At 59.5% G+C, this 21,064-nt stretch carries 12 protein-coding genes and 2 pseudogenes; 8 read left to right on the forward strand and 6 right to left on the reverse strand.

The genetic code is table 11. The features are described 5' to 3' along the window. Together Q3C01_RS25980 and Q3C01_RS25985 are read right to left on the reverse strand one after the other, a co-directional pair. Positions 1-727, reverse strand: a pseudogene (locus Q3C01_RS25980) (IS110 family transposase); the annotation flags it as partial. Positions 728-1,181: 454 nt separating this feature from the next. Continuing rightward, on the reverse strand, positions 1,182-2,222 hold the full coding sequence (locus Q3C01_RS25985; RefSeq protein ID WP_458148143.1) for an AraC family transcriptional regulator: 1,041 nt from the start codon (positions 2,220-2,222) through the stop codon (positions 1,182-1,184). Between the two features lie 136 nt (positions 2,223-2,358). Here Q3C01_RS25985 and Q3C01_RS25990 point away from each other — a divergent pair, with 136 nt between their 5' ends. Further along, positions 2,359-3,273 (forward strand): helix-turn-helix domain-containing protein, encoded by a 915-nt coding sequence (locus Q3C01_RS25990; protein ID WP_458148144.1) that lies wholly within the window; start codon positions 2,359-2,361, stop codon positions 3,271-3,273. Positions 3,274-3,420: 147 nt separating this feature from the next. On the opposite strand, the gene Q3C01_RS25995 is transcribed toward Q3C01_RS25990, so the two are convergent. After that, a complete protein-coding gene (locus Q3C01_RS25995) occupies positions 3,421-5,388 on the reverse strand; it encodes an adenylate/guanylate cyclase domain-containing protein (RefSeq protein ID WP_458148145.1) in 1,968 nt (655 codons plus the stop codon). A 771-nt stretch (positions 5,389-6,159) separates the two neighbouring features. On the opposite strand from Q3C01_RS25995, the gene Q3C01_RS26000 reads away from it, so the two are divergent. After that, positions 6,160-8,160, forward strand: coding sequence for an acyl CoA:acetate/3-ketoacid CoA transferase (locus Q3C01_RS26000; RefSeq protein WP_458148146.1), 2,001 nt, complete (start codon positions 6,160-6,162; stop codon positions 8,158-8,160). Between the two features lie 309 nt (positions 8,161-8,469). Here the strand turns inward: Q3C01_RS26000 and Q3C01_RS26005 are convergent, their stop codons facing one another. Further along, positions 8,470-9,945: a pyruvate kinase gene (locus Q3C01_RS26005; protein ID WP_458148147.1), complete on the reverse strand. Its 1,476-nt coding sequence runs from the start codon at positions 9,943-9,945 to the stop codon at positions 8,470-8,472. Between the two features lie 913 nt (positions 9,946-10,858). Here Q3C01_RS26005 and Q3C01_RS26010 point away from each other — a divergent pair. Next, positions 10,859-11,101 (forward strand): hypothetical protein, encoded by a 243-nt coding sequence (locus Q3C01_RS26010; protein WP_458148148.1) that lies wholly within the window; start codon positions 10,859-10,861, stop codon positions 11,099-11,101. 895 nt (positions 11,102-11,996) lie between these two features. On the opposite strand, the gene Q3C01_RS26015 is transcribed toward Q3C01_RS26010, so the two are convergent. Then, complete coding sequence (locus tag Q3C01_RS26015) at positions 11,997-12,122, reverse strand: hypothetical protein (protein WP_458148149.1); 126 nt, start codon at positions 12,120-12,122, stop codon at positions 11,997-11,999. 428 nt (positions 12,123-12,550) lie between these two features. Here Q3C01_RS26015 and Q3C01_RS26020 point away from each other — a divergent pair, with 428 nt between their 5' ends. From Q3C01_RS26020 to Q3C01_RS26035, 4 genes and pseudogenes are all read left to right on the forward strand, one after another. Further along, the gene (locus Q3C01_RS26020; RefSeq protein ID WP_458148150.1) at positions 12,551-12,988 is read left to right on the forward strand and encodes a hypothetical protein; all 438 of its coding nucleotides are present in this window, start codon (positions 12,551-12,553) and stop codon (positions 12,986-12,988) included. Between the two features lie 187 nt (positions 12,989-13,175). Further along, a pseudogene (locus tag Q3C01_RS26025) lies at positions 13,176-13,695 on the forward strand (arsenate reductase ArsC). A gap of 16 nt (positions 13,696-13,711) precedes the next feature. Further along, entirely contained in the window at positions 13,712-14,719 is a 1,008-nt protein-coding gene (locus Q3C01_RS26030) for a CorA family divalent cation transporter (protein WP_458148151.1), read from the forward strand. 835 nt (positions 14,720-15,554) lie between these two features. Then, positions 15,555-16,277: a winged helix-turn-helix domain-containing protein gene (locus tag Q3C01_RS26035; RefSeq protein ID WP_458148152.1), complete on the forward strand. Its 723-nt coding sequence runs from the start codon at positions 15,555-15,557 to the stop codon at positions 16,275-16,277. 170 nt (positions 16,278-16,447) lie between these two features. Here the strand turns inward: Q3C01_RS26035 and Q3C01_RS26040 are convergent, their stop codons facing one another. Beyond that, positions 16,448-16,891, reverse strand: a complete 444-nt coding sequence (locus Q3C01_RS26040; protein ID WP_458148153.1) for a hypothetical protein — start codon at positions 16,889-16,891, stop codon at positions 16,448-16,450. A gap of 701 nt (positions 16,892-17,592) precedes the next feature. On the opposite strand from Q3C01_RS26040, the gene Q3C01_RS26045 reads away from it, so the two are divergent. Further along, positions 17,593-17,970 (forward strand): hypothetical protein, encoded by a 378-nt coding sequence (locus Q3C01_RS26045; protein ID WP_458148154.1) that lies wholly within the window; start codon positions 17,593-17,595, stop codon positions 17,968-17,970. Positions 17,971-21,064: the final 3,094 nt, after the last annotated feature.

A 21,064-nucleotide genomic window follows, 5' to 3' on the forward strand; every position in this document is an offset into this window, starting at 1 on the left:
GTTTTGGCAACGGCATCACGTTCAAGTTCCAACTCCGCAATTTGCGCAAGAACAAGTTCTAGCCTCGTAAGCAAACGCGCGATCTTGGCCAATGCATTTGGCGGTATTGGATCGCCAAGGCCCGTCCTCAGCGCGTTTAGCCGGCGACGACGGCTTTGAAGAAGGGGATTGTAATCTTCAGTGCCTAGCGTTGCCAGAACGGCACCGATCTTGTTCACGAGGCCGACACGCTCGGAGACCAACTCACTCCGCTCCCGGACACACCGCCGCGCATCCTCATCGGCTTCGTCCGGGATCGGCACCATCGAACAGACGCGGGGCTCGCCGCGAAGCCAGGCAAGCAAAGTGCGCAACAGCAATTCCGCATCGATGCCATCCGATTTACCGCGGCGCATGCGCCGGTCAACGGGTACACTCGAAGGCTGGACGACGTGCACCTCTATGCCGTGCGCCATGAGCCATCTCGCCAAAACCCGCACCATCCGGCCTCGTAGCTGGTGACCACCCGCTTGACCGAGCGACCAGCGGCAGCAGCTCGGGTTCGGTAGCTGTCAATCGCCGCCAACAGATTATTTTTATCCGGCTCGATCGTCCGCTTCGCCTTGGTCTGCGAAAGGCCAGGTACCTGCGCCGCCAAGACCCAGCTCTTGTTACTCAACTCGATCGCCAGAATGAGCGTTTGATCGTAATCGACAGAACGCGGCAGCATATTGGTCGAATGAGACATGATCAGACCTCCGGTTTCCGATGACGCAGCTTAGCTCCTCTGCGCCTCATTCATGGGATCTGTTTGCGCGGCACCATGACCGCTGGTCATAATGCCCTCCGCGGATCAGGTCCCGGCCAAAAGCACGATTCGAAGATGCTGTGGCCCTAGTGGGTTGTCCTGATCGCCGGATCGACCGGCGCTGCATTAAGTGCTGTTCGTCCTCTCCAACCGTTACGTTACACCCGGATGACCGGCTGTGATCTCGTTCACGCCGTAAGAGCGGGTTGCTTGTAGCGTTCGCTCCTAGCCATCATCGCCCATGCCATCCTGGCGAGCTTATTGGCGAGTGCGAATCGCAGCGACCTATGCGGCCGGGCTTCACGTGAAAGCTCTTGACGATCTTGCTCGCATCCGCAATCGGCAGCGTTGCTGATTGCGGCATGTCCGCATTGAGCTTCGAGCTTGCTCTATCTTATTCGACCGCCAATGCAGCTCGCAGACGATACGCTTGGGGCGTCATTGAGAACCAGCGCTGCGCAGCGCGAAAAAAGCTGCCTTGATCCTTGAACCCCAGCAAATAGGCGACCTCAGCCGCGGACAGGTCTCGGCGCGCTAGATAGTCTTCCGCCAGCTCTCGGCGGGTCTCCTCGACCAGGTTCTGAAACGATGTTCCTTCATCGCTCAACCGGCGGTACAAGGTCCGCTCGCTTATTGCGAGCGCGCGAGCCATGGCAGCCCGTGTCGGTGTACCGTCATGTAGCCAACGCACGATCTCCGCACGCACGCGAGGCGTGAACCGCGAACCTGAAACCCGCTGCAGATGCTCGGTCGCGATGCGGTCATGGACAGCCGACAGCCGACGATGGGCGGTCGGCAGCGGTTGGGTCACGTTGGCGCACGAGAATAGCAGCGCGTTCTCCCGGGCCCCGAACCTGGGCAAACAGCCAAATGCCGCCTTGAACGCGTCGCTCGAATCCCCGGGATGGCTGAGTTCCACCCCAACGGGCTTCAGGTCGGCATTGGTCACCCAACGGCAGAAGGAGAGGAACTGAAGCAAGTCGAAGGCGAAGCGCTGGTGGGGCACCGGACGGGATCCTGGATTCAAGTCCAAGGCCAGGCGATAGCTATCGCCTTGCTTGTGGAGGGAAACCATCGCGGCGTCGCTGACGATCGCGATGTACCGAACGATCCGATGCAGAACTCCGAGCAAGTCAGGCGCAGACATCAAAGGGTAAGCCACCACGCCGAAATGCCCAGGCCTGGCGTGCGAAGCGCCGACCAGCCCGACCGCAGGGCCGGACCGTGCAAGGGCCAATTCCCAGAGCAAGCTAACCTGCTCGGTCGCGAAGCGCGCGTCAGGATCGCCGAGCATCGCGATATCTAGGTCCGCATCGCGAAAAAGTTGGGGCACGTCGAGCTGCTCGGCGGAAAGTGCATTTGCGACCCCGGTCACCCAGAATGCCGCGCTCGTACGCTGATCGAGGGTCGACGGTGATGGTCGGCGAAGCTTCATTTTGACCGCTCCTGGGCCCCTTTGTTGGCCGGCTTTGCCAGTGATGTGGCCGACAGAACCATAAGTCTAACCACACTCCGGAGCCCCTTTTTGAATAAAACTGGCCGACAGGGTCGGCACTCAAAAAGGATGACTAATGCCAGGTCAGAAGGGATCGTTTGGCAGGCGGATGGGCGAGCTTTGCGGCGCAGACGAGGCACCCTACGTGATCGCCCGTACCCTGCGCAACACGTCCATCGTCGCCACTAGGATTGCGGTTGAGAATCCTGGTCATGAGAAGACTCCACCAATGGGCATTGAGGATGCGTTTATCGCTGCCATCACCTTTCAAGAGGGCTATTATCGCGACAATTGGCTGGACGGGCGGCAACTGCCTTACGAGCCACCTCAGCCAGCGGGCTCTGTTTGTTTGATGGATTTGCGACGGCTAAACGAAACTCTTTTCAAGAGTGCAGTAAATTCCGTTCAGCTCTACTTTCCGCGAAAGACGCTAGATGTGATCGCGGATTCGCATGAAATCCCGCGCATGAGCGAATTTCGGACGCCCATCAGCGTGCTCCGATCCGAGCCTACAATTGCCCATCTCGCCGCCTCGTTGGTTCCTGGGTTCGACAGACCTGATGAGGTTAGTCAGCTATTTCTTGACCACGTGTTGTCGGCGGCGGCACTACACTTAATAGTGGAGCATGGCGGGTCCGCGCAGCCAAGGAGATCGCGGGGCGGGCTCGCGCCCTGGCAGCAGCGGCGCGTTGAAGAACTGCTTGAGGCCAATCTTAACGGCTCGCTCTTCCTGAATACTCTCGCTGCAGTTTGTGGAATCTCGGCAAGTCATTTTTCCCGCGCATTCACGCAATCGAACGGCATGCCCCCACATCGTTGGCTGCTGCAAAGGCGCATCGAAAAGGCCAAGGAATTGCTGCTAACCTCACGGTTGCCACTCGCTGAACTTGCGCTGGTCTGCGGTTTTACTGACCAAGCCCACTTCACGCGCGTTTTCAAGCGACAGGTTGGTGCAAGTCCCGGCGCATGGCGGCGTCGCGAAAGCGACTAGTCGCCCACTGGTTAGGGATCGCTCGCGTCATCGGCCCCTTAGCCGACCGCATGTCTGGTTACGCCCCAACAGCGGCGAAATAGCAGACATCCTCCAACCGCTGCTTGGGGCCACTTCCGGACCCATGCACCGCGGCAAACAGCACGTTTAGTGGATCGTATCGTCAGCGCCGGGGACGAGAGTTGGTGGGACCGCGAGGCCGAAGGCTCTCCCCGATTCGAGGTTGATGGGAAGATTGTAGTTAGGGCGGCCTGCGCGTCGACGATGGCCGCGAGCGTCGTCGATCTGTGAATCCTCTCCACAAGCGCCGGGCCGTTCAACGACTTTTTCCGAATCGGAGGTTAGCCCTGCTTTGCGCAGACCCTCGATGAACCGCTCCCGATCGGCCGCTCGCGCGAACGGCCGAATAAGGCGCTCATCGCTCGCTGTTAGTCCAGGCATTCGGCGCAGCAATTGATCCAATGCAGCGCGAGAGGCTGCAATACTACCTAGATGTCCATAGGCAGAAGCCAAGACCGCATAACTGTCGGGAAACTCGGGATTTGCTTCGCGGGCGAGTTCTGTGAACTCAGCCGCCTCTTCGTACCGTTCGGCCAGCAACGCGGCCCAGCCCTTGCAGACATGCCAGATGACCACCAGCAAGCCTCGCGGGCTGAGCCGTATCGCTTCCTCTAAGTGCTGCAAAGCAGCCTCATATTCGCCGCCGAAAGCATAACTTACGCCCAAATAGCCGCGGGCGAACTCTGAATTGGGATTGAGGTTAAGGGCACGACGGAGGCGTCGTCGGGCTTCTTCGTGACGACCGGAAAACAGCTCGAAGATCGCCAGCGCCGTATGAGCCATTGCGTCGCTGTCGTCGGCGGCAACCGCTTTCCACGCCGCTTCTCCGAGCTTTCGATGCGACTCGATTGGTCCGTCGCCCCAGCCGAACACCGCCTCAAAATGCCGAGCAAAGGCGAGATCGGCGTACGCCATCGAATTTGCCGGATCCAGCAAGATGGCTTCAGTTACCAGGCGGCGCGCCTCCGCCAGGTCCTCGTGCGTGAAGCGACGAATATGCCAATGGGCGCGTACGATCCGGTCCCAGGCATCGAGTTGATCCGGTTTCTTGCGCCGTGCCTGCCGAATCTCCGCCGCAATAATGCCGGGCTCGATCGCGCCAGTAATGCTGCGTGCGATCTCGTCCTGGAGGGCAAAGACATCGGCCAGTTCGCGATCGTAGCGATCCGCCCACAGGTGGTGACCAGTCGCCGCCTCGATCAGCTGCGCGGAGATACGGACGCGATTTGCGGCCCGCCGCACACTGCCTTCGAGCACGTACCGCACGCCGAGTTCACGCCCCACTTTGCCCACGTCCACTCCCGGACCCTTGTAAGCAAAGGAGGTGCTGCGCGAGATGACAAAAAATGAATGGTTGTGCGACAGGTTAGTGATGATGTCCTCGGTGATGCCCTCCGAGAAATACTCCTGTTCGGCGTCACCGCTCATATTCGCAAAAGGCAACACCGCGATTGACGGCTTCTGCGGCAGTGGTCGTGCCGAGCGGGTCGCGGTGAGCGCTGCGGCGATTGCCTCATCGGCCGGCGTATCGAACCGAACGCGATGGATCGGCACCGGCCGTGCGATGTTCTTGACCTGGTGCTCGCCCATGTCCTCGAACGAAAAATGGAGCTTGTCGCGCACCTCATCGCGCACGATGCGGCTGACGCAGATGCCTCCCGGCTCCGCCAGGGCTTCCAGGCGCGCCGCGATGTTGACGCCGTCGCCATAGATGTCTTTGTCATCGATGATGATGTCGCCCACGTTCAGACCAATCCGAAACTCGATGCGCCGCGCTGGCGGAATCTGGAAATTGCGCTGGGCCATTTGTCGCTGGACGTCGACGGCGCAGCGTACGCCGTCGACGATACTGGCAAACTCGACAAGCATGCCGTCGCCCGTCGTCTTGACGATGCGCCCGCGGTGTTCCGCGATTTTGGGATCGACGACCGCGCGTCTGTGGTCCTTGAGTGCGGCCAATGTGCCTTCTTCATCCAGGCCCATCAACCGTGAGTAGCCTGCAACATCAGCTGCAAGTATGGCCGCAAGGCGGCGCTCGACCCGCTCTCCACTCAAGGTCTTTCTCCAAAATCGGCCAACACGAGTTGCGCCTCGTCCGGTCAGCGGCCAATTGTACTCTGTGTCGGTGCAGCGACCGGACAAATCCAAGGAGATTCACCCGATGGTGGACGAATTTTAATCGATGATCACATCAAGAGGCGCATCGTTGCGGTACCCGCGCGTTACGTGCCGTCAGGCACTTCCGTAATCGGAGCGTCGACCGTTCACGTCTCCAGTTGATTGCCCGCCTCCGCTGTGGTCTTGGCTGTCAAAAAACACCATGCGGCACGACGGCGATAGAACGGGTTTGTCTAATTTTTTCCGATCTAAAGGGGAAGATCTTCGACTGGGCGAAAGTGCGCATGCTCTGCCATTGCGATACGGGCGGCCCGTTTTGGAACATCGCCGATTGCCAGCTCGAACAGAGGAAGAGCGGTAGCAAATGTCGGTCAAGGCCGCTTAAGATTCGTCGATTTGGTTGCGACCAAAATGTTGTTGGCGCAGTATGGTTGCCCGACGGTGCGATGTCCGCGTAGGGTCGAGCTCGGGTTTGCCTGTTTTCGAAATCAAGGTAGGGCAACCTCGTGAGGCTTTCCGAGTGCAGCAGGGTCGAAAAGCCTGTTCGCCTGCCTCATGTATCGATCGCGCTGCAGGATGCACCAACAGGAACGGCGCGGCCAAGACTGCGCTCGACCCGATGGCAGATCTGATCTCGGGGCGTACCCGGCCTCGAGTGAAGCTTCATTGGGACGCCGGCTGTCCAGGCGGCAGCAAGGGGAGATGTCGATGAGCGTAGCGATCATTCCAACCGCCCGATCGGGCAAGACCGGAAAGATTGTAGCGGCACGCGAGGCCGCCCGACTGATACGTACGGGTGACACGGTCGCAATCGGTGGATTCTTCGGTATCGGCCTTGCCGTGGAAGTCATCCATGCATTGGCCGCGATCTATGAGGAGCGCAACAGCGAAGCCGCCTCGCTCGGCATACCGCGCAATCTGACCTTGGTGTGGTGCGTCAGTCCCGGCGACGGCCAGCAGCGCGGTGCTCAGCGTCTCGCCCAACCCGGTCTCATCAAGCGGCTCATCGGCGGACATTGGACGGCGGTACCTGCCCTGTACCAGCTCGTGGCCGGCAATCAAGTCGAGGGTTACAACATCCCCCTCGGGCCGTTGTCTCATCTCTATCGCGACATCGCGGCAGGCAAACCCGGCCATCTGTCACGCGTCGGGCTTGGGACCTTCGCCGATCCGCGTTTCGGCGGCGGGAAGTTGAACGAAAGGACGACCGAGGATCTGATCGAGTTGATGATCGTCGGTGGCAGGGAATATCTGTTCTACAAGGCCTTCCCGATCAACGTAGCGTTGATACGTGGAACGACCGCGGACACCGAAGGCAACATTACGATGGAACGCGAGGCCCTGACGGTCGACACGCTCTCGGTCGCGATGGCCGCACATAACTCGGGAGGTCTTGTCGTCGCACAGGTCGAGCGCGTGGCCGATCTGGGAACGCTCAACCCGCGGCAGGTGAAGATCCCCGGCGCGCTCGTCGACTGCATCGTGGTGGCCACGACTCCCGACCACCACATGCAGACCATTGCCACTCCCTACAGTGCGGCGTTCGCTTCCGAGGTTCGTGTTCCGCTGACGTCGCTAGAGGCGATGCCGCTGGATGATCGCAAGATCATTGCTCGTCGCGCGGCGATGGAGCTGCGTCCGAACAGCGTCGTCAATCTTGGGGTCGGCATTCCCGAAGGCGTTGCCGCCGTCGCCGCGGAAGAAAAATGCACCGACCTGATGACGCTCACGGCCGAGCCCGGGGTCATCGGGGGCATCCCGGCGGGCGGCGCGAATTTCGGCGCCGCCACCAATGCGCAGGCAGTCATCGACATGCCGTATCAGTTCGATTTCTACGATGGCGGCGGTCTCGACGCTGCATTTCTTGGATTAGCGGAGGCCGACAAGGAGGGAAATCTCAACGTGTCAAAATTCGGACCGCGTCTCGCCGGTGCCGGCGGTTTCATCAACATCAGTCAGAATGCGAAGAAGATTTATTTTCTCGGCACCTTCACAGCTGGAGACCTCGAAGTCGCGGTAGTGGACGGCAAGTTGTTGATCGAGCGGGATGGTAGGTCCAAGAAGTTCGTCAACGAAGTCGAACATCGTACGTTCTCGGGCGCGTTTGCTGCGCAAAATGACAAAGAAGTCCTCTACATCACCGAGCGCTGCGTATTTCGACTCACGAAAGAAGGGCTCGAGTTGATCGAGATTGCTCCCGGCATCGACATCAAGCGCGACATCCTCAACAGGATGGATTTCGAACCGATCGTGCGTCATCCGCGTGAGATGGACCCTCGCATCTTCAGGGCAGAACCGATGGGGCTCCGCGAAGACATGCTGCGGCTGCCTTTTGACGCGCGTTTCAATTACGATCGCGACCACAATATCCTCTTCATCAACCAATCCGAATTGGTGGTGAAGACGCAGGACGTCATCGAGAGATACAAGGAGCGAATTCGGTCGATCGTCGAACCTCTCGGCCACAAGGTCTATGCCGTTGTCAATTACGACGGGTTCGAACTCGACCGCGACTTCGAGGATGCCTACATCGACGCCGTGAATGAGGTCGGCGATCGCTATTTTCTCGGCGTCACACGCTTTGCAACAAGCGCGTTCATGCGAGCCAAGCTCGGGGATACACTGGAGCAGAGGGGTGTCGCGCCACACATCTATGAATCGGAAGAGGAAGCGAAAGGCGTCGTGAGGGAGACGATTCCGCGCACCTGATTGTCAGCGTTCGGGCGCATCCGCAGCCCCGCTCGAAGACACCGATTCAGGAGGCTGCGATGTCGAAGTGGCGGTGCATCCGGGAAGCGCCCGTCCGCTTTCAGAGCATAGCGGAACATCACCGGAATCTCTGCTCGGCCAGCCCAGTCGCGATTGAACCATGTTAGCGACATCGGCCGAGTGCTCCCGCAAGGGCCTTCAATCCGATTTGCCCCTATCAAAATGCGCGCCACTGCCGATGGAGTTCCCTCAACTGAAGAGACAAGCGGACGCGCCTCGCAACACCGGCTTCAGCCTTGGGGCGACCGGTCACCAGCTTAGGAGCGGGCGAAGCTGCGGCGTCTTTTTGCTGATATGCCCGCTCATGCGGCCGAGAAGCAGATCCAGGTGCTCGATGCCTTCGAAAAGATAAGGTCCCTTGTTCAACATCACACATTCCGCACGAGCCGCCATCGCTGCATCAGTCATCTCGCCGCGCGTGGGCACGCCGGTCTTTAGGTAGCTTTCGAGCACTTGTGTGGCCCAGATCACCGGAACGTGCGCCGCCTCGCCCAGCCAGAGGATTTCCTCCTGCATTTCAGCCAGACGCACGAAGCCGATCTCCACGGCCAGATCGCCGCGCGCGATCATGATCGCGGCGGGCTGCCGTCCGGCCGCCCGGACCAGCATGTCGGGCAGGTTCCTGACCGCGCGCAAGGTCTCGATCTTGAGGACCATCCCCAGCCGGGGCCAGTCTTCGGGGCGCTCCCGCGCGAGCGCCTCCTGCAATTCCGCGACATCCTCATGGCTCTGGACAAACGAGAACTCCACGGCGTCCGCGTGCCGGGCGACGAAGCGCAGCGCGACGCGGTCGTCATCGGTCAGGGCAGGGATGCTGAAGTCGGTGTCAGGAAAGTTGACGCCCTTCTCGGGCTTAAGCTTGTAGCCCTTCTCGTCAGGCCCGGCGGTCACTTCGACGACGACGCCCCAGGGTTCGCGTCGCACGACGGTGGTGTTGAGCTTGCCGTCGTCGATCAAGATGCGATGGCCGGGCTCAGCGGCCCGCAAGGCCTCGGCTAGGGTGCACTCGATCGCCGGCGTCGATCCCGGGGTGCGGCCGAGCTGGCCGGGCAAGGCGATCGCCAGCTCCTCTTTGAGCGCGACACGTTTCAAGCCCTTATCGCTGCGGAATACACCCGTGCGAATCTTCGGACCGGCCAAGTCCATGAAGATTTTCATCCGCCGGCCCGTCCGCTCCCCTGTCCTCTCGACCTGTTCGATCATCCGTGCCCAGGTGTTGTCGTCATCATGAGCACAGTTGATACGGATCGCCTCGACGCCGAGTTCGGCGAGGCGGATCACGAAGGCGGCATTGTCGGCAGCCTCAGAGGGAAGAGTGACCATGAGCCGCACCGGGCTGTGCGGTGACAGCGGTCCGAGGAGTTCCTCGGCACTAGCCGCGATTCGTGCCTCCCCGGCGAAGAATTCCTCTGATGCGACCTGCGTGTATGCTGCGCCGGCCACGGCCGACCGAAGGGTGTTGAGTACGGCGTCGAGCGTAGGCAGGACGCGGCTCTCGGCACGACCGAGCGAGGAGAGGCCGAACTGCATCATCCGTCGCTGCAGCGGGCGGATATCGCGTCGGCGGAAGGCGAGATAATGGGCAAAGTTCAGAGCGCTCGCTGCGAAGTTCTCACGTTCGATCCAGTCGCGCCAGCGGCCGCTGATCTCCCGCCCTTCGCGCTCAACCTCATCGTGCAAGCTCTCGACCTCATGAAGGACGTCGGCAGGTCCCAGTTCGGTCACGATGCATTCCTCCGGGCTTGCTGGATGACATGCGGATAACACCGGCCCGCATGTTGAACTAGGCGGTCCAGCCTTGGTCGAAAGCATCGGCAACGAGTGTCTCGGCACACTTTAGACCCCAAAAAACGGCTCGTCATATTAAGTCCGTCGCGCCGCATTGCACCGCCGCACAAACCTCGTTCGCTTGCGGGGCATAGCGGAAGTTGCCTGGTAGGCATCTCTCGCAGAGGACGAAGCTCGTGACCCATTAGCTGACCAAGAGTACAGCCGCGTCATGGCGACTTTAAGTTACCCGACCAGCTCGCTATGCTGGCTGAGCCGCATGGGGGTCACTGCGTCATGTTCTGGGTGTTTTGGGACAAGATGGTCCGGCGAGTTCGCATCCACCGCTCCGATTGCATAGGGTGTCGAAACGGTCTAGGTGAAGAAAAACGGGTGATCCGCGCCGGACGCGGTGTCACTTATTTCTGGGAACAATTTCCCAACTATGCAGAGGCACGCCAGAGGGCGGACCAACTTAGGCATCAAGGCTTTGCCGTGCTGGGTAGTCGGATCGACTGCGGTCTCTGCCATCCAGAGAAGAAGCCGAGACAGACTTAGTTTTGAAATCCTAATTTTCCTATTGTCGCGTATTGCTTACTGACTAACCGTGCCGCTCTCTTATCTGCGTCCACGACAAGACGGGGACGGAGGAATGATGCTCACCGTGGTGTTAATGGTCTTGTTATTGGACTGGCTACAGTGGCTCGCGTTTGAGGTCATGGCGTTATGTTCCTGGTAAAGGCCACTCGGTTTTGGTGGCCCGTTTGTTGACCGGCAGCGTTCTCCGATGCTCCTTGATTTGGCTCAACGACCCTCGTTGGTTTCGGCCTAGCGTGGGACGATGCGGGAGGGGACGCGCGGGGTGCTCGCCATGTCCGAGGGTGCCGCAGATCGGTTCCGCTGGAAGGCCGAGGAATGCCGCAAATCTGCGAAGCACGCAGACGATCCGATCGATAAGGAAGCTTGGCTACAACTCGCCAGCGAATGGCGGAAGCTGGCCGAAGGTGCCGCGTTACGCCAAGGTGACTGGAGAGCTTTGAGCGATCTGGCGAACCAACTCGACATGCTCATCGAGGACACTGAGGATAAGTGCCCCCGCGTGAGGGATGAGTAGGGCCTCGGGCGGGTAGACTTGAGAGCTGAAGCCGAAAAAGGCGGCGAGCGGCAGAAGAGCGAAGCGGAGGGCGCGCATCGTGCACAAATGCATGTCGGTCTCCATCGGTCCTGGCCGGCGGGCTTGGCTGACCCCTCGGCCACCAGCTGGATCGGACCATTGTTCGATGACAAAACTGCGACATGCACGTAGGGCAGCTAGTCTCCTATAGCCAAACGATGGGCGATCCGGAGGGGTTCTCGCGCGCACAGTGGCGCAGGATGCCGTCCTAGAACAGATCGTTCACTGCCGTTGAGGCCGCAACTCTGATGGTTGAACCGTCAACCGATACGCGATCTCTCGCGAGCCATCGAAGACCTCTAGGATGCGGTTGCAGACCAAACACTGATACTGCCCGGGTTGGCCTTTTCGTGTCTCAAGCTCAATTCGGCGGTAGCCAGCGGAGCAATCCGCGCAGATAACGTCGCTTTTCCTCATCGGAAACTCACCGCAATTTAGGTTGTCGGCCATTCCGGTAGTTAGCTTCAGACCCGGACAGCCGGTAGTATTGAAGCGCAAATCGACCCTCACGGTTCCGCAATGGACCGCCGCAACTAGTGCAAAGCACTTGCTCGCCGTATGTAGGTTCCGCTTCGACGCGAACGACCAAATACTCTGCTGCACAATTTGGACATCGCCGTTTAGCCCTCTTGCCCATCAAATGGTCCTAGCGCGGGGAAACTGGATTTGGACGCCAGTGAGGCTCCTTCCAACTTGGTAAAACGGCACTCCCCACCCAATCATGTCAACATTGTTAACCAAAGCCAAGGATCAGTCGCCGGGTCCTTCCTGTTTGGCTTGATCATCGCAGCCACCTACCGCGATGGCAACTCGGCATCGCTCATGCGCGAGCGCGCTACGAGCTCTCGTCCAGTTCAGCGGTCTGATATGCCCTCACGAAGACGTCGATAACCTTGGCGATGTCGGTCGCCTCGCCCGGCGAGACATAACTGGCGGCCACCGCGTCCGCCACGGCTAACACGAGGCCCGCCAGCATCCGGGACGGTGGTGATCGGCGGCAACGGAGCATCATCGCCTACGGCCGATGATGCGCTAGCCTCGATTCCTGCCGGGCAGGGCGGCAACTTCTCAAAGAACGACAGCACGAAACGGCGCCTGAGCTCGCGGCTGAAAACCGACTTGGCGATGTCTCGACCGATTGTCATGATCGTTTGCATGGGCAGCTCCTGCCGATCGTGGGCGCCTAGCAACTCCCGAATCCGTGGCACTTGCGTGCCCGGTGGAGAAGCTGTCCACAGCATCATAAGCGGTCATTCCGTCTTCCCGCCAGCGGCCACATGAGCAACCAAGGCGTCTGATTGGTGCGTTGATCTATCTCAAACATCCGCACGTACAATCATGACTTCTCCAAGCTTGTTTTTGATCGCCACTCATCACGAGGCTAGAAACATGCGTGACTTTCGCAGTGTGATTGCTTCTGCTTTTTTGGCGATCGCGGCGTGGGCGACTACGGTCAATCCATCGCCAGCAGACACTGGCACCGTGCGAGTTCTCATCGGCACCGCAGGGGTTATCGCGGGCGTTGGTAATGGTAGCGGCACGCTAACGTTCCACGGGAGGACGTACCCGTTCGAGGTTTCCGGTGCGAGTTTTGGAGCCACGCTGGCGCTAACCGTCAGTGAGTATGAAGGGCGAGCCCTGAATTTGCGTACTCCCGGTGATTTAACTGGCAACTATATTGCGATCGGAGCCGGCGGTGCCATCGTGGGAGGAATAGGCGTCGCGCGGCTGCGAAACGCGAAAGGGGTTATCCTGGTGGTTCGCGGCCCCAGGTTGGGTGCGGGGCTCTCGGTTAATTTGGCTCGCGTCACCATTACAATGATGTGACAACAATGCAGGATTTGGGCAGGCGAGCAACAATCGGGCGGGCTTGCTTACGTTCGAGCCTCTTCGCTGGCAACGGATACGGAGGCGATGGCCCAAGAAAAGTTTTCATGAGCCTGTTCACCCGTCTGGTTAAACTGGGAATAGCGCGTCCTACCGCGCTCTCATGTAGAACAGAAGGCGTATTGGCATGACTGATCGGCCGTATAACGTCCTCTTTCTAACCACCGGCAATTCCGCCCGCTCCATCATTGCGGAGGCAATCCTGAACAAGATCGGTGTCGGTAAATTTCGTGGATATAGCGCCGGAAGCCAACCGAAGGGCCAGGTCCACCCCGAAACGCTGCGGCTGCTAGCGAGCCTCGGCCTACGATACCGCCGGACTTCGATCAAAGTCGTCGGCCGAGTTCCTAAAAGATCCGCAGTTTGATTTCGTGCTTACCGTTTGCGATGATGGAGCAAGCAAAGCACCCCGGATCTGGCCCGGTAAGCCAGCGACGGCTCACTGGGGCATCGCTGATCCGGCTGAGACCAAGGGCACTCCGGCTCAGGTCTCGCTGGCCTTCAAGGAAGCGTATCGACTGCTGAACCAGCGGATAAGCATCTTCGCCGCCCTTCCACTCCGCCCCCTCGACCAACTGAGTCTCCGGAGCAAGCTCCAAGAGATTGGCGAGATGGAAGGTGCTACAACGCTGCCGGAACGTTCTTAATGCCGTCGCCGATCTCATGATCATTGTCCATGCCATTGTGAAGCCTGCGGTCGCGAGCGACAGCTCCGCAACGGCAACGGTCCAGCGCACGCTGCTCGAACCGTCCGACCCGCAAATCCCGCCGTGCGCGATCTGGATCGACCTGATCGATCCCACGGTCGAGGAGGATCGGAAAGTTCAAGAGTTCGTCGGGGCGCCCGTACCGACCAAGGCCGACCCCGATTTTACGGAGCCTCCTGAGGCATTTTATTCGGAGAACGGCGTGCACTATCTGCACGCGCTCTTCATCAGCGAACCCGAGGACACGCCCGACGTGACTGGCGTCACCTTCGTCATCGCGCCGACCGCGCTGGTCACCGTGCGCTATCATCCGGTCGAAACGTTTGATCTGTTCTCGCAGAAGCTCTGCAAAGCGCCGGCGCAGGCCCTGTTTCCCGACGTGGTGGCGCTCGGTCTGATCAACACTTCCCTCAACCGAACAGCGAGGGCGCTCAGCAAGTCAGGCGAAAGCCTCGATCGGATTGCGAGCGCGGTCTTCCGGGTCAAAGGTGATAAGAGAAAGCGCAATCAGATTTACTCAGAAACGCTCGATACGCTCGGCCGCGCGGACGAAAAAATCTCGAATCTGCGCGAAAGTATGGTGTCTGTCGAACGCCTTCTGCTCTTTTTGATGTCGGAAGGGCGTCCCGAAAATGCGCCGAAGTCCGTGCGTGAGGCAACAAAGACGGCGTTGCGCGATCTGCAGACGATGGAGCACGACGCGAGCTTCAAGGCGCAAAAAGTGCAGTTCCTGCTGGACTCGACACTCGGCCGTATCAACCTCCTTCAGAACGACATCATCAAGCTGTTTTCGGTGATCGCGGTCATCTTCATGCCGCCGACCGTCATCGCCTCGATCTACGGCATGAACTTCAAGGAGATGCCGGAGCTCGATTGGCACTGGGGCTATCCCCTGGCGATCACGCTGATGGCTTGCTCGGCGATCGGCCCGTATATGCTCTTCCGCTGGAAGAAGTGGCTGTAGTGCTTTGTTCGCTCGGTTGGCGCTCTCTCCTCTGACCCGCCGACGCTCCCCTTGTCTTCTTTTCAGCGGATAGCCGATATAGATGCTCGACTTGACCAATCGGTGGTTGCTCGTGCTGTCCCAACCACAGGATGAAGAGGATCAGCGAGCCGCCTAAGGCAGCCAGAGCTAGCTGCCTCACCCCGTTTGAATGCGCAGTAGGGCCCGCCGTTCCTGCGTTTTCTAGCCGGCGCCGCTTCGGTCACGCGCCTATATTGGAGGGCTGACCGATCCGCAGGACATATAGGATTTGACGAGGCGCGCGCGTGCAGGCGGTCGCTCGTGGACGAAGGCGTGGTGCGTTATTTCGGGGGCCGGGCTGTCGGAAACGGCGGGAAGAAAACGCACCGCCGGCTCTTGTTTTCACCGGTGCGAGGGCAGGGCGTAACCACCCTTTAAAAACCTTAAAGTCTTCAACGCGGTTTTTCGGTTACCACCCCTAGCCTAAGTACTTGAACACTCAAAAAATGTTCAAATTGCCGGGGCGGACCACCTTTCGCCCTTCGGGTTATGCGTGGCGCAGCCACGCCGGGACCAAAGGATGAAGCGTGTCCGGCGGAGCTGGAGCGCAGGGGAAGCGAAAAAGCGACTGGGGCCCGCCGAGCCCTTCATTATCCTCGTCGAGCTAGACATCAGGCAGGAACCCGCCATCGACCGCGATCAACGCTTTCGTGAAATATGAAGCAGTTCACAGTCGTAAATCGACGTCCGGGTTACTCGGGCCAAGAACTCCGGCCGTCGATTTGGGGGGCGATGAGATCGGAAGTGCGGCTGATGACTGACGGGAATCGAAGCTATGAACCAGGAGATCGGAGCGACAGGCTATGTCCTGATCGTCAACAATGATCCGTTGATGCGGCAGACAGTGAGCAGCTATTTTTCCGACCACAATTTCCCGACCAGTTGCTCGTCCGACTGGAGCGAGTTGAACCGCGCCGGAACGCTTCCCAGCTTGATCATCATGGACCAGCCACACGGCCTGCATGACGGGCTGGATCGACTGCGATCCATCCGGTCGAGATCGGATATTCCAGTCATCGTCACCGGCAATTGCGCCGACGAGGTCGATTCTGTCGTCAGCCTCGAACTTGGCGCCGACGACTACATCGTAAGGCCCAGTCCCAGAGAATTGCTCGCACGTGCCCGCGCGATACTGCGACGCCGGGAAATGTCGCGTTCAGCGCAAACCCGTGTGCGGGAAGGCGGCGGCTACAGGTTCAATGGCTGGCGGCTCGAGCGCAATGGCCGACGTCTCGTCGACCCCAACGAAACACCAGTCTCGCTAACCAAAGGCGAGTATGCCTTGTTGCTGGCGTTCCTGGAAGCACCTGAGCGCCCCCTTTCACGCGAGCATATCCTGAATGCGACGCGGGTTCATGAAAATATTTTCGATCGGAGCGTCGATGTTCAGGTCCTGCGGCTGCGGCGCAAGTTGGAGATTGATTCGGATGCACCGCCCATAATCCAGACCGAGCGCGGCGTCGGCTATGTTTTTGCCGTGCCGGTCGAGCGCTTCTGACCAATTCCTCGAGCCGGCCATGTGAGGCCCGATCGGTGCGGGGGCGGGAGGTCTGGGCTGCAAACGCCGTAAGCGGTCGGTCGTCCGGGGCATCGGGACAAATTGCATAGCGCGAGTGAACTGTGCGCGGCACGCAGGCTCATTACGCTCACTATCATTCTCAAATTTCTTCAATCCGCGAAGAGCAACCGGTAGACCGATTTGAACCGAAAGGATTGCTTGCCAGCCAGTGCCGTGGCTTCAAACTCGGCACCATCATCCGAATAGGTTCCCGTAAATCCAATGGTAAGAACCTTTCGTGCCCATGGATACCTAAGAGAAATAGGCGAATGCTCTCGGCTCGTCATTTCGCCTTTCCACTTGCCGTCAGAACAAGTGTAGCTTCCGACGGTATAGTAAAATCCACCGCCCCCACGCATCGTGCCATCGCGCAGCACCATGACATGTCGGTTATAGGCGTCCACGCCGTCCAGAAACGTTGTCTCAGCTAGATAAAGTCCGCTCCTAATCATGTTCGATGCCACGCAATCGAGAGCATCATCTGGGGCCGCGCAGACAAGATTGCGCGTCTCCTTCAGCGGCTTTACAAGCCAGCGAAAACTGCTCCAAGGCATTAGAGGTTTTGCATACCGACTGTCGGAACAAGTACGACGGCTAACGCCTGCAGCTGGAGCGCGATGGCGACCGCATTCGTGCCGCCTAGAACGGCTCTTGTTATTTCCGCTCGGGCCGCCAGTTTGACGGTTGAACCGTCAATCGATACCCGATCTCTCGCGAACCGTCGAAGACTTCTAGGATACGATGACAAACTAAGCACCGGTACTGCCCGGGTTGGCCCTTTCGCGTTTCAAGTTCAATTCGGCGGTAGCCCGCGAAGCATTCGGGGCAGGTAACGTCGCCTTTCTTCATAAGAGCTCAGCGCAATTTAGGTTGTCGACCATTTCGATAGTTGGCTTCGGACCGACGGAAGTATTTAAGCGCAAATCTGCCCTCGCGGTTCTGTAACGGACCGCCGCAACTCGTGCAAAGCAGTTGCATGTCGTGTCTAGCCGACGCTTTGACGCGAACTATCAAATATTCTGCTGCACAATTGCAGCGCGCGCCGTTCTCGTTCCGGCTCGAATTGTTGGCGGCATCCTGCCCGGCCTGATGTTGGCAGGTGGCGGTTTGCTCGTCTGGTGGCGACGGAAGCAGAGGGCTGCTGCGGCGGCATAGCCGATATCTCTCACAGAACACCACGCCGTCGCGGGTAAGTGCCCCCGCGGCGTCGATGCTTCACCACAGAGGGCCAATTGGCCGATAGGAGAGGAAAGCAATGAAATCGTTTGTTGGAATGATGCTGGGTACGGCGATCTTGGTGGGCCTAAGCCCTTCTGCTTCGGCCGCACAGAGCGCCGCGCCGAGCTACACGGCCGACCCGAGCGTCTACAAGGTGATCTTCGAGGACGCGAACTTCCGTGTGATCGAGGTGGATCGCAAGAAAGGCGTGTTCGATAAACTGCACTCCCACCTATTGCCGGGGATCGTCTACAATATCACCGACTGCAAGACCAAGCTCGCCTCGCCCGATGGCAAGTCGGACGTGCGAGACACAAAGGCAGGCACGGTACAGGCCACGCCGGTGACGCCCGGACATACGGCCGAGAACGTCGGCACCGGAGACTGCAAGCAGATCTTGGTGGAAAAGAAGTAGCCACTTCGGAGGGGCATCGACCAGCTAAGGCGCAGACAATGAGCCGCCGGGCACGCGTCCGGCGGCTCTATCGTTAGGATGTGACTCACCACGGCTAGCCCGGCTGCGATGCGGATAGAGGACCGTCGGATGTCTCTTCATGGCCCGTCGCGTCATTTCGCGGCGATGCGGAATATGGTCGCCTATTGGGGGCATAGGGACAGTGAGCATAGATGCGGTCGCTGCTGGCTTCCTCGGGAGAATTAGGAACGCCGCTTATGGTCTTTTGTTTAGCCAGAATGAAAAGGCCCGTGAATTTATCACGCGAGCTACGGCGCGTCGTGGGTGTGCAGAAGGGGCCGGCGACTGGGACGGCCTTACCTTCGTCCCTCCCGAGGGCGGCCAGCCTATCCAGTTGGCCGGCTAAACCCTCAAAGCTTCTAGCGATGTTCTTCAGGGCGGATTCGCGATTCTTTGAAATGCCGTCCGCCGCGGAGAGTTTTTTGTACTGGTCGGCTAATTCTTTACACTGCGCAGTAGTCATCATCGGCACGCTCCCCCCGGTGCGATAGGGGCTCAAAATGCCAGCCCCCGCAGCGCTCTTGTCACGAACTGATCACTGAAGTCCCAGTGGCCCTTACTTTGCAATGGTCATGCCAGAGCTTCGTGACAGGCCCGCCGGTTCACGCTGACGGGGCCTATCGCCTCGTATTCGAAGGCGACGCCGTTCGGCGTCGTTAAGTCGAGCTTTGGGCAAGCTCTAGTGTACCTGCCCCGCTCCATCGCTGGGGCCTGGGGGGCTGAACAGCGATGGAGCGGGAGTCGACGAGCTTCGATCGGACCAGCGCGGACATCGACCGAGGTCCCCGACGCTTGAAAATGCGATTGCGATTCGAGCCTCTTGACGGCTGGTGCATGGCATCATTCGTCTGCCCTCTGAATTCTACCGAGTGTTGCAGCCGAGCAATTCCCAAAGTCACATTACTGCCGCAGCATAGACACTAGTCGGTCACGATTCGACCGGCGCGGACTGGTTAGGCCCGGCAAACGTTTCGGCGGGGGCAGTGTGCCGGGCCGCCGATCGATAGGCCCCGGTCTCGTGCAGCTCCAGCCAGCCACGGTCGACCGAAAGCGGTTTCGCTTACGATCGATCGCAAGCTGATCGAGATCGCCGCCGGTATCGAGCCGATGCGGGACGGCCGCATCTACATCGAGCTGGTGAACGCGGCCTTCATGCGCCAGCGCGGCGGAGTGGGCCGGAGTACGGCGCAGGAAGAGCTACCTGGCCCGTGACGCAGAGCACAGTCTCGGATCAGCCGGACCAATACGCTGGGCCATCTCAGCGAGTGTAGGTATCGCGCAATGAACTTCTCAGCTTCTTTGGTAGAACGCACCATTGTTGCGGTCGCTTATTTCTTCGACCGTGCGATTTCTGGCGCTTGGGAATCGGTTTGTCGTTCCGCGCTCGGATATAAGCGGCAGCTACCCCCGCCCGAGGAGGATTACGGCGGTGGTGACATTTGCTCGTTGGAGGAGACACGTTCTACGGAGGACGATCAACCGCTCGAATAGAGAGAGCCGGCATCGCGCCGCGTCAGCAGCTTGCGGCCGGCTACCTCTATCGGATCGTCGAAAGACCGCCCCCAGCCCTGGTCAGCCACAGCTCTAATTTCCGACAGTCAACAGTGACCAGATCACTCGCACTATCAAACGCGGGCCGCCATCTCTCGACGGTCGGCCCCTAACCGTGCGGGTACGCAGGTCGAGCATCAGACCATCCCGCCCGGCTGCAAGAGACGTTCCCGGAATGGCAGTTGCGCGACAACACGAATCCGAAATTTACGTAAGTGATGAAGGTTAAGGACGCGCACGGCCGCGTGTCTCTGCACCCTATGTTGGTAAATGACCGCGGCGCTTTGTCGTCCACAGTGTCAATCGTGACACACAACACCGGCTCGATTCATCGTAGGCTTTCCTCTTCATGGGCGCGTTTCCTCCCTAGCCTAAAGCCCGTCGCCAATGGCGGGCTTCCTTCGCACCTTTAAGGACGGCGGATCAAAAGGTTGGTCCGTTTCATGCTTTGCCAAGCTGCCAACGGAGGGCGGGCATGATCGCTGAACACTTCTTTGTCTGGGCCGCGCTGTTGGGCGTTTTCGCTTTCTTGGCGTTCCATTCGGCTGGGCGGAGGCGCGGGTAACGCTTGCTGAGTTTGGTTGCAGTTGCCACGAGCCTTTCTACGCAGTGAGGGTCGCCTCAGTTGGCGGCCGCAGCCTTCAAGAGCCGCACATAGGTCCCGCTCTCGTGCAGCTCGGGCCAGCTGCGCTCAACTGCCATCTTGATGCCGGCGCCGAACTCCACGCCGGTGGCCTTCAGCGTAGAGGAACGGCGCGTTGATTTTCTCGATGTGAATCCGGCCGTCTTGCACAGGCTCGATGCTGGCGGCGATCTCGACGAGCTTGCGCGCTGCGGTTTCCGGGTTGGCGAAGGGACGTTCGGCGGTGAGCTAGCGATTCGGGCGGGCTCCCATACGAGAGAAGCCCCCGCCGATGCGCTCGACGGGGGCTGTGCAGGTGGATGACGCGAGGCTCTGGCCGGAGGGGGAGGTGTCGCATCAAGGACCCGCAGCAGCAGACTACAGGTGAAAGAGCGGCCAGAATGTAATGCAGGTCACTTAAAGCTTCGCTCGCGGAATTGATGGTCGTGACGCTGGCGCAACCGGATGCAGAGACAGTGCTGGACGGACGCGCCTTTTGCCTCAACGAGCACCGGACCGCTTCATCAGCTTCGACAACTTCGCCACTGGGGTGCGGGCTTTGGAATGTGCCTTGAGCAGTTTGACGTCGTCCTTGGTGAGGTGGGCTCTCGACTTCCTTATCCGCAATGGTCTCGGAATGAGCCAATGAGCGGTATCGCAGCCGACGTAGTCGCGCTTGCTCTTATATCTCGAGCGCGTCGGCTTGGGCGTGGTGGGCCGCCAGGCTTTCCCTAGCGGCCCGATTGCTTAAAGCCCAATTCCCACACAGCAGCAAATTTGGCTCGGCAGAAAATAGATCAGGACCACTCGAAAAATTCCCGGGTTCGGTACCAAACGCCGATCGCGCAGGAGGCGCAACCG

The organism is Bradyrhizobium sp. UFLA05-109, assembly GCF_054185165.1.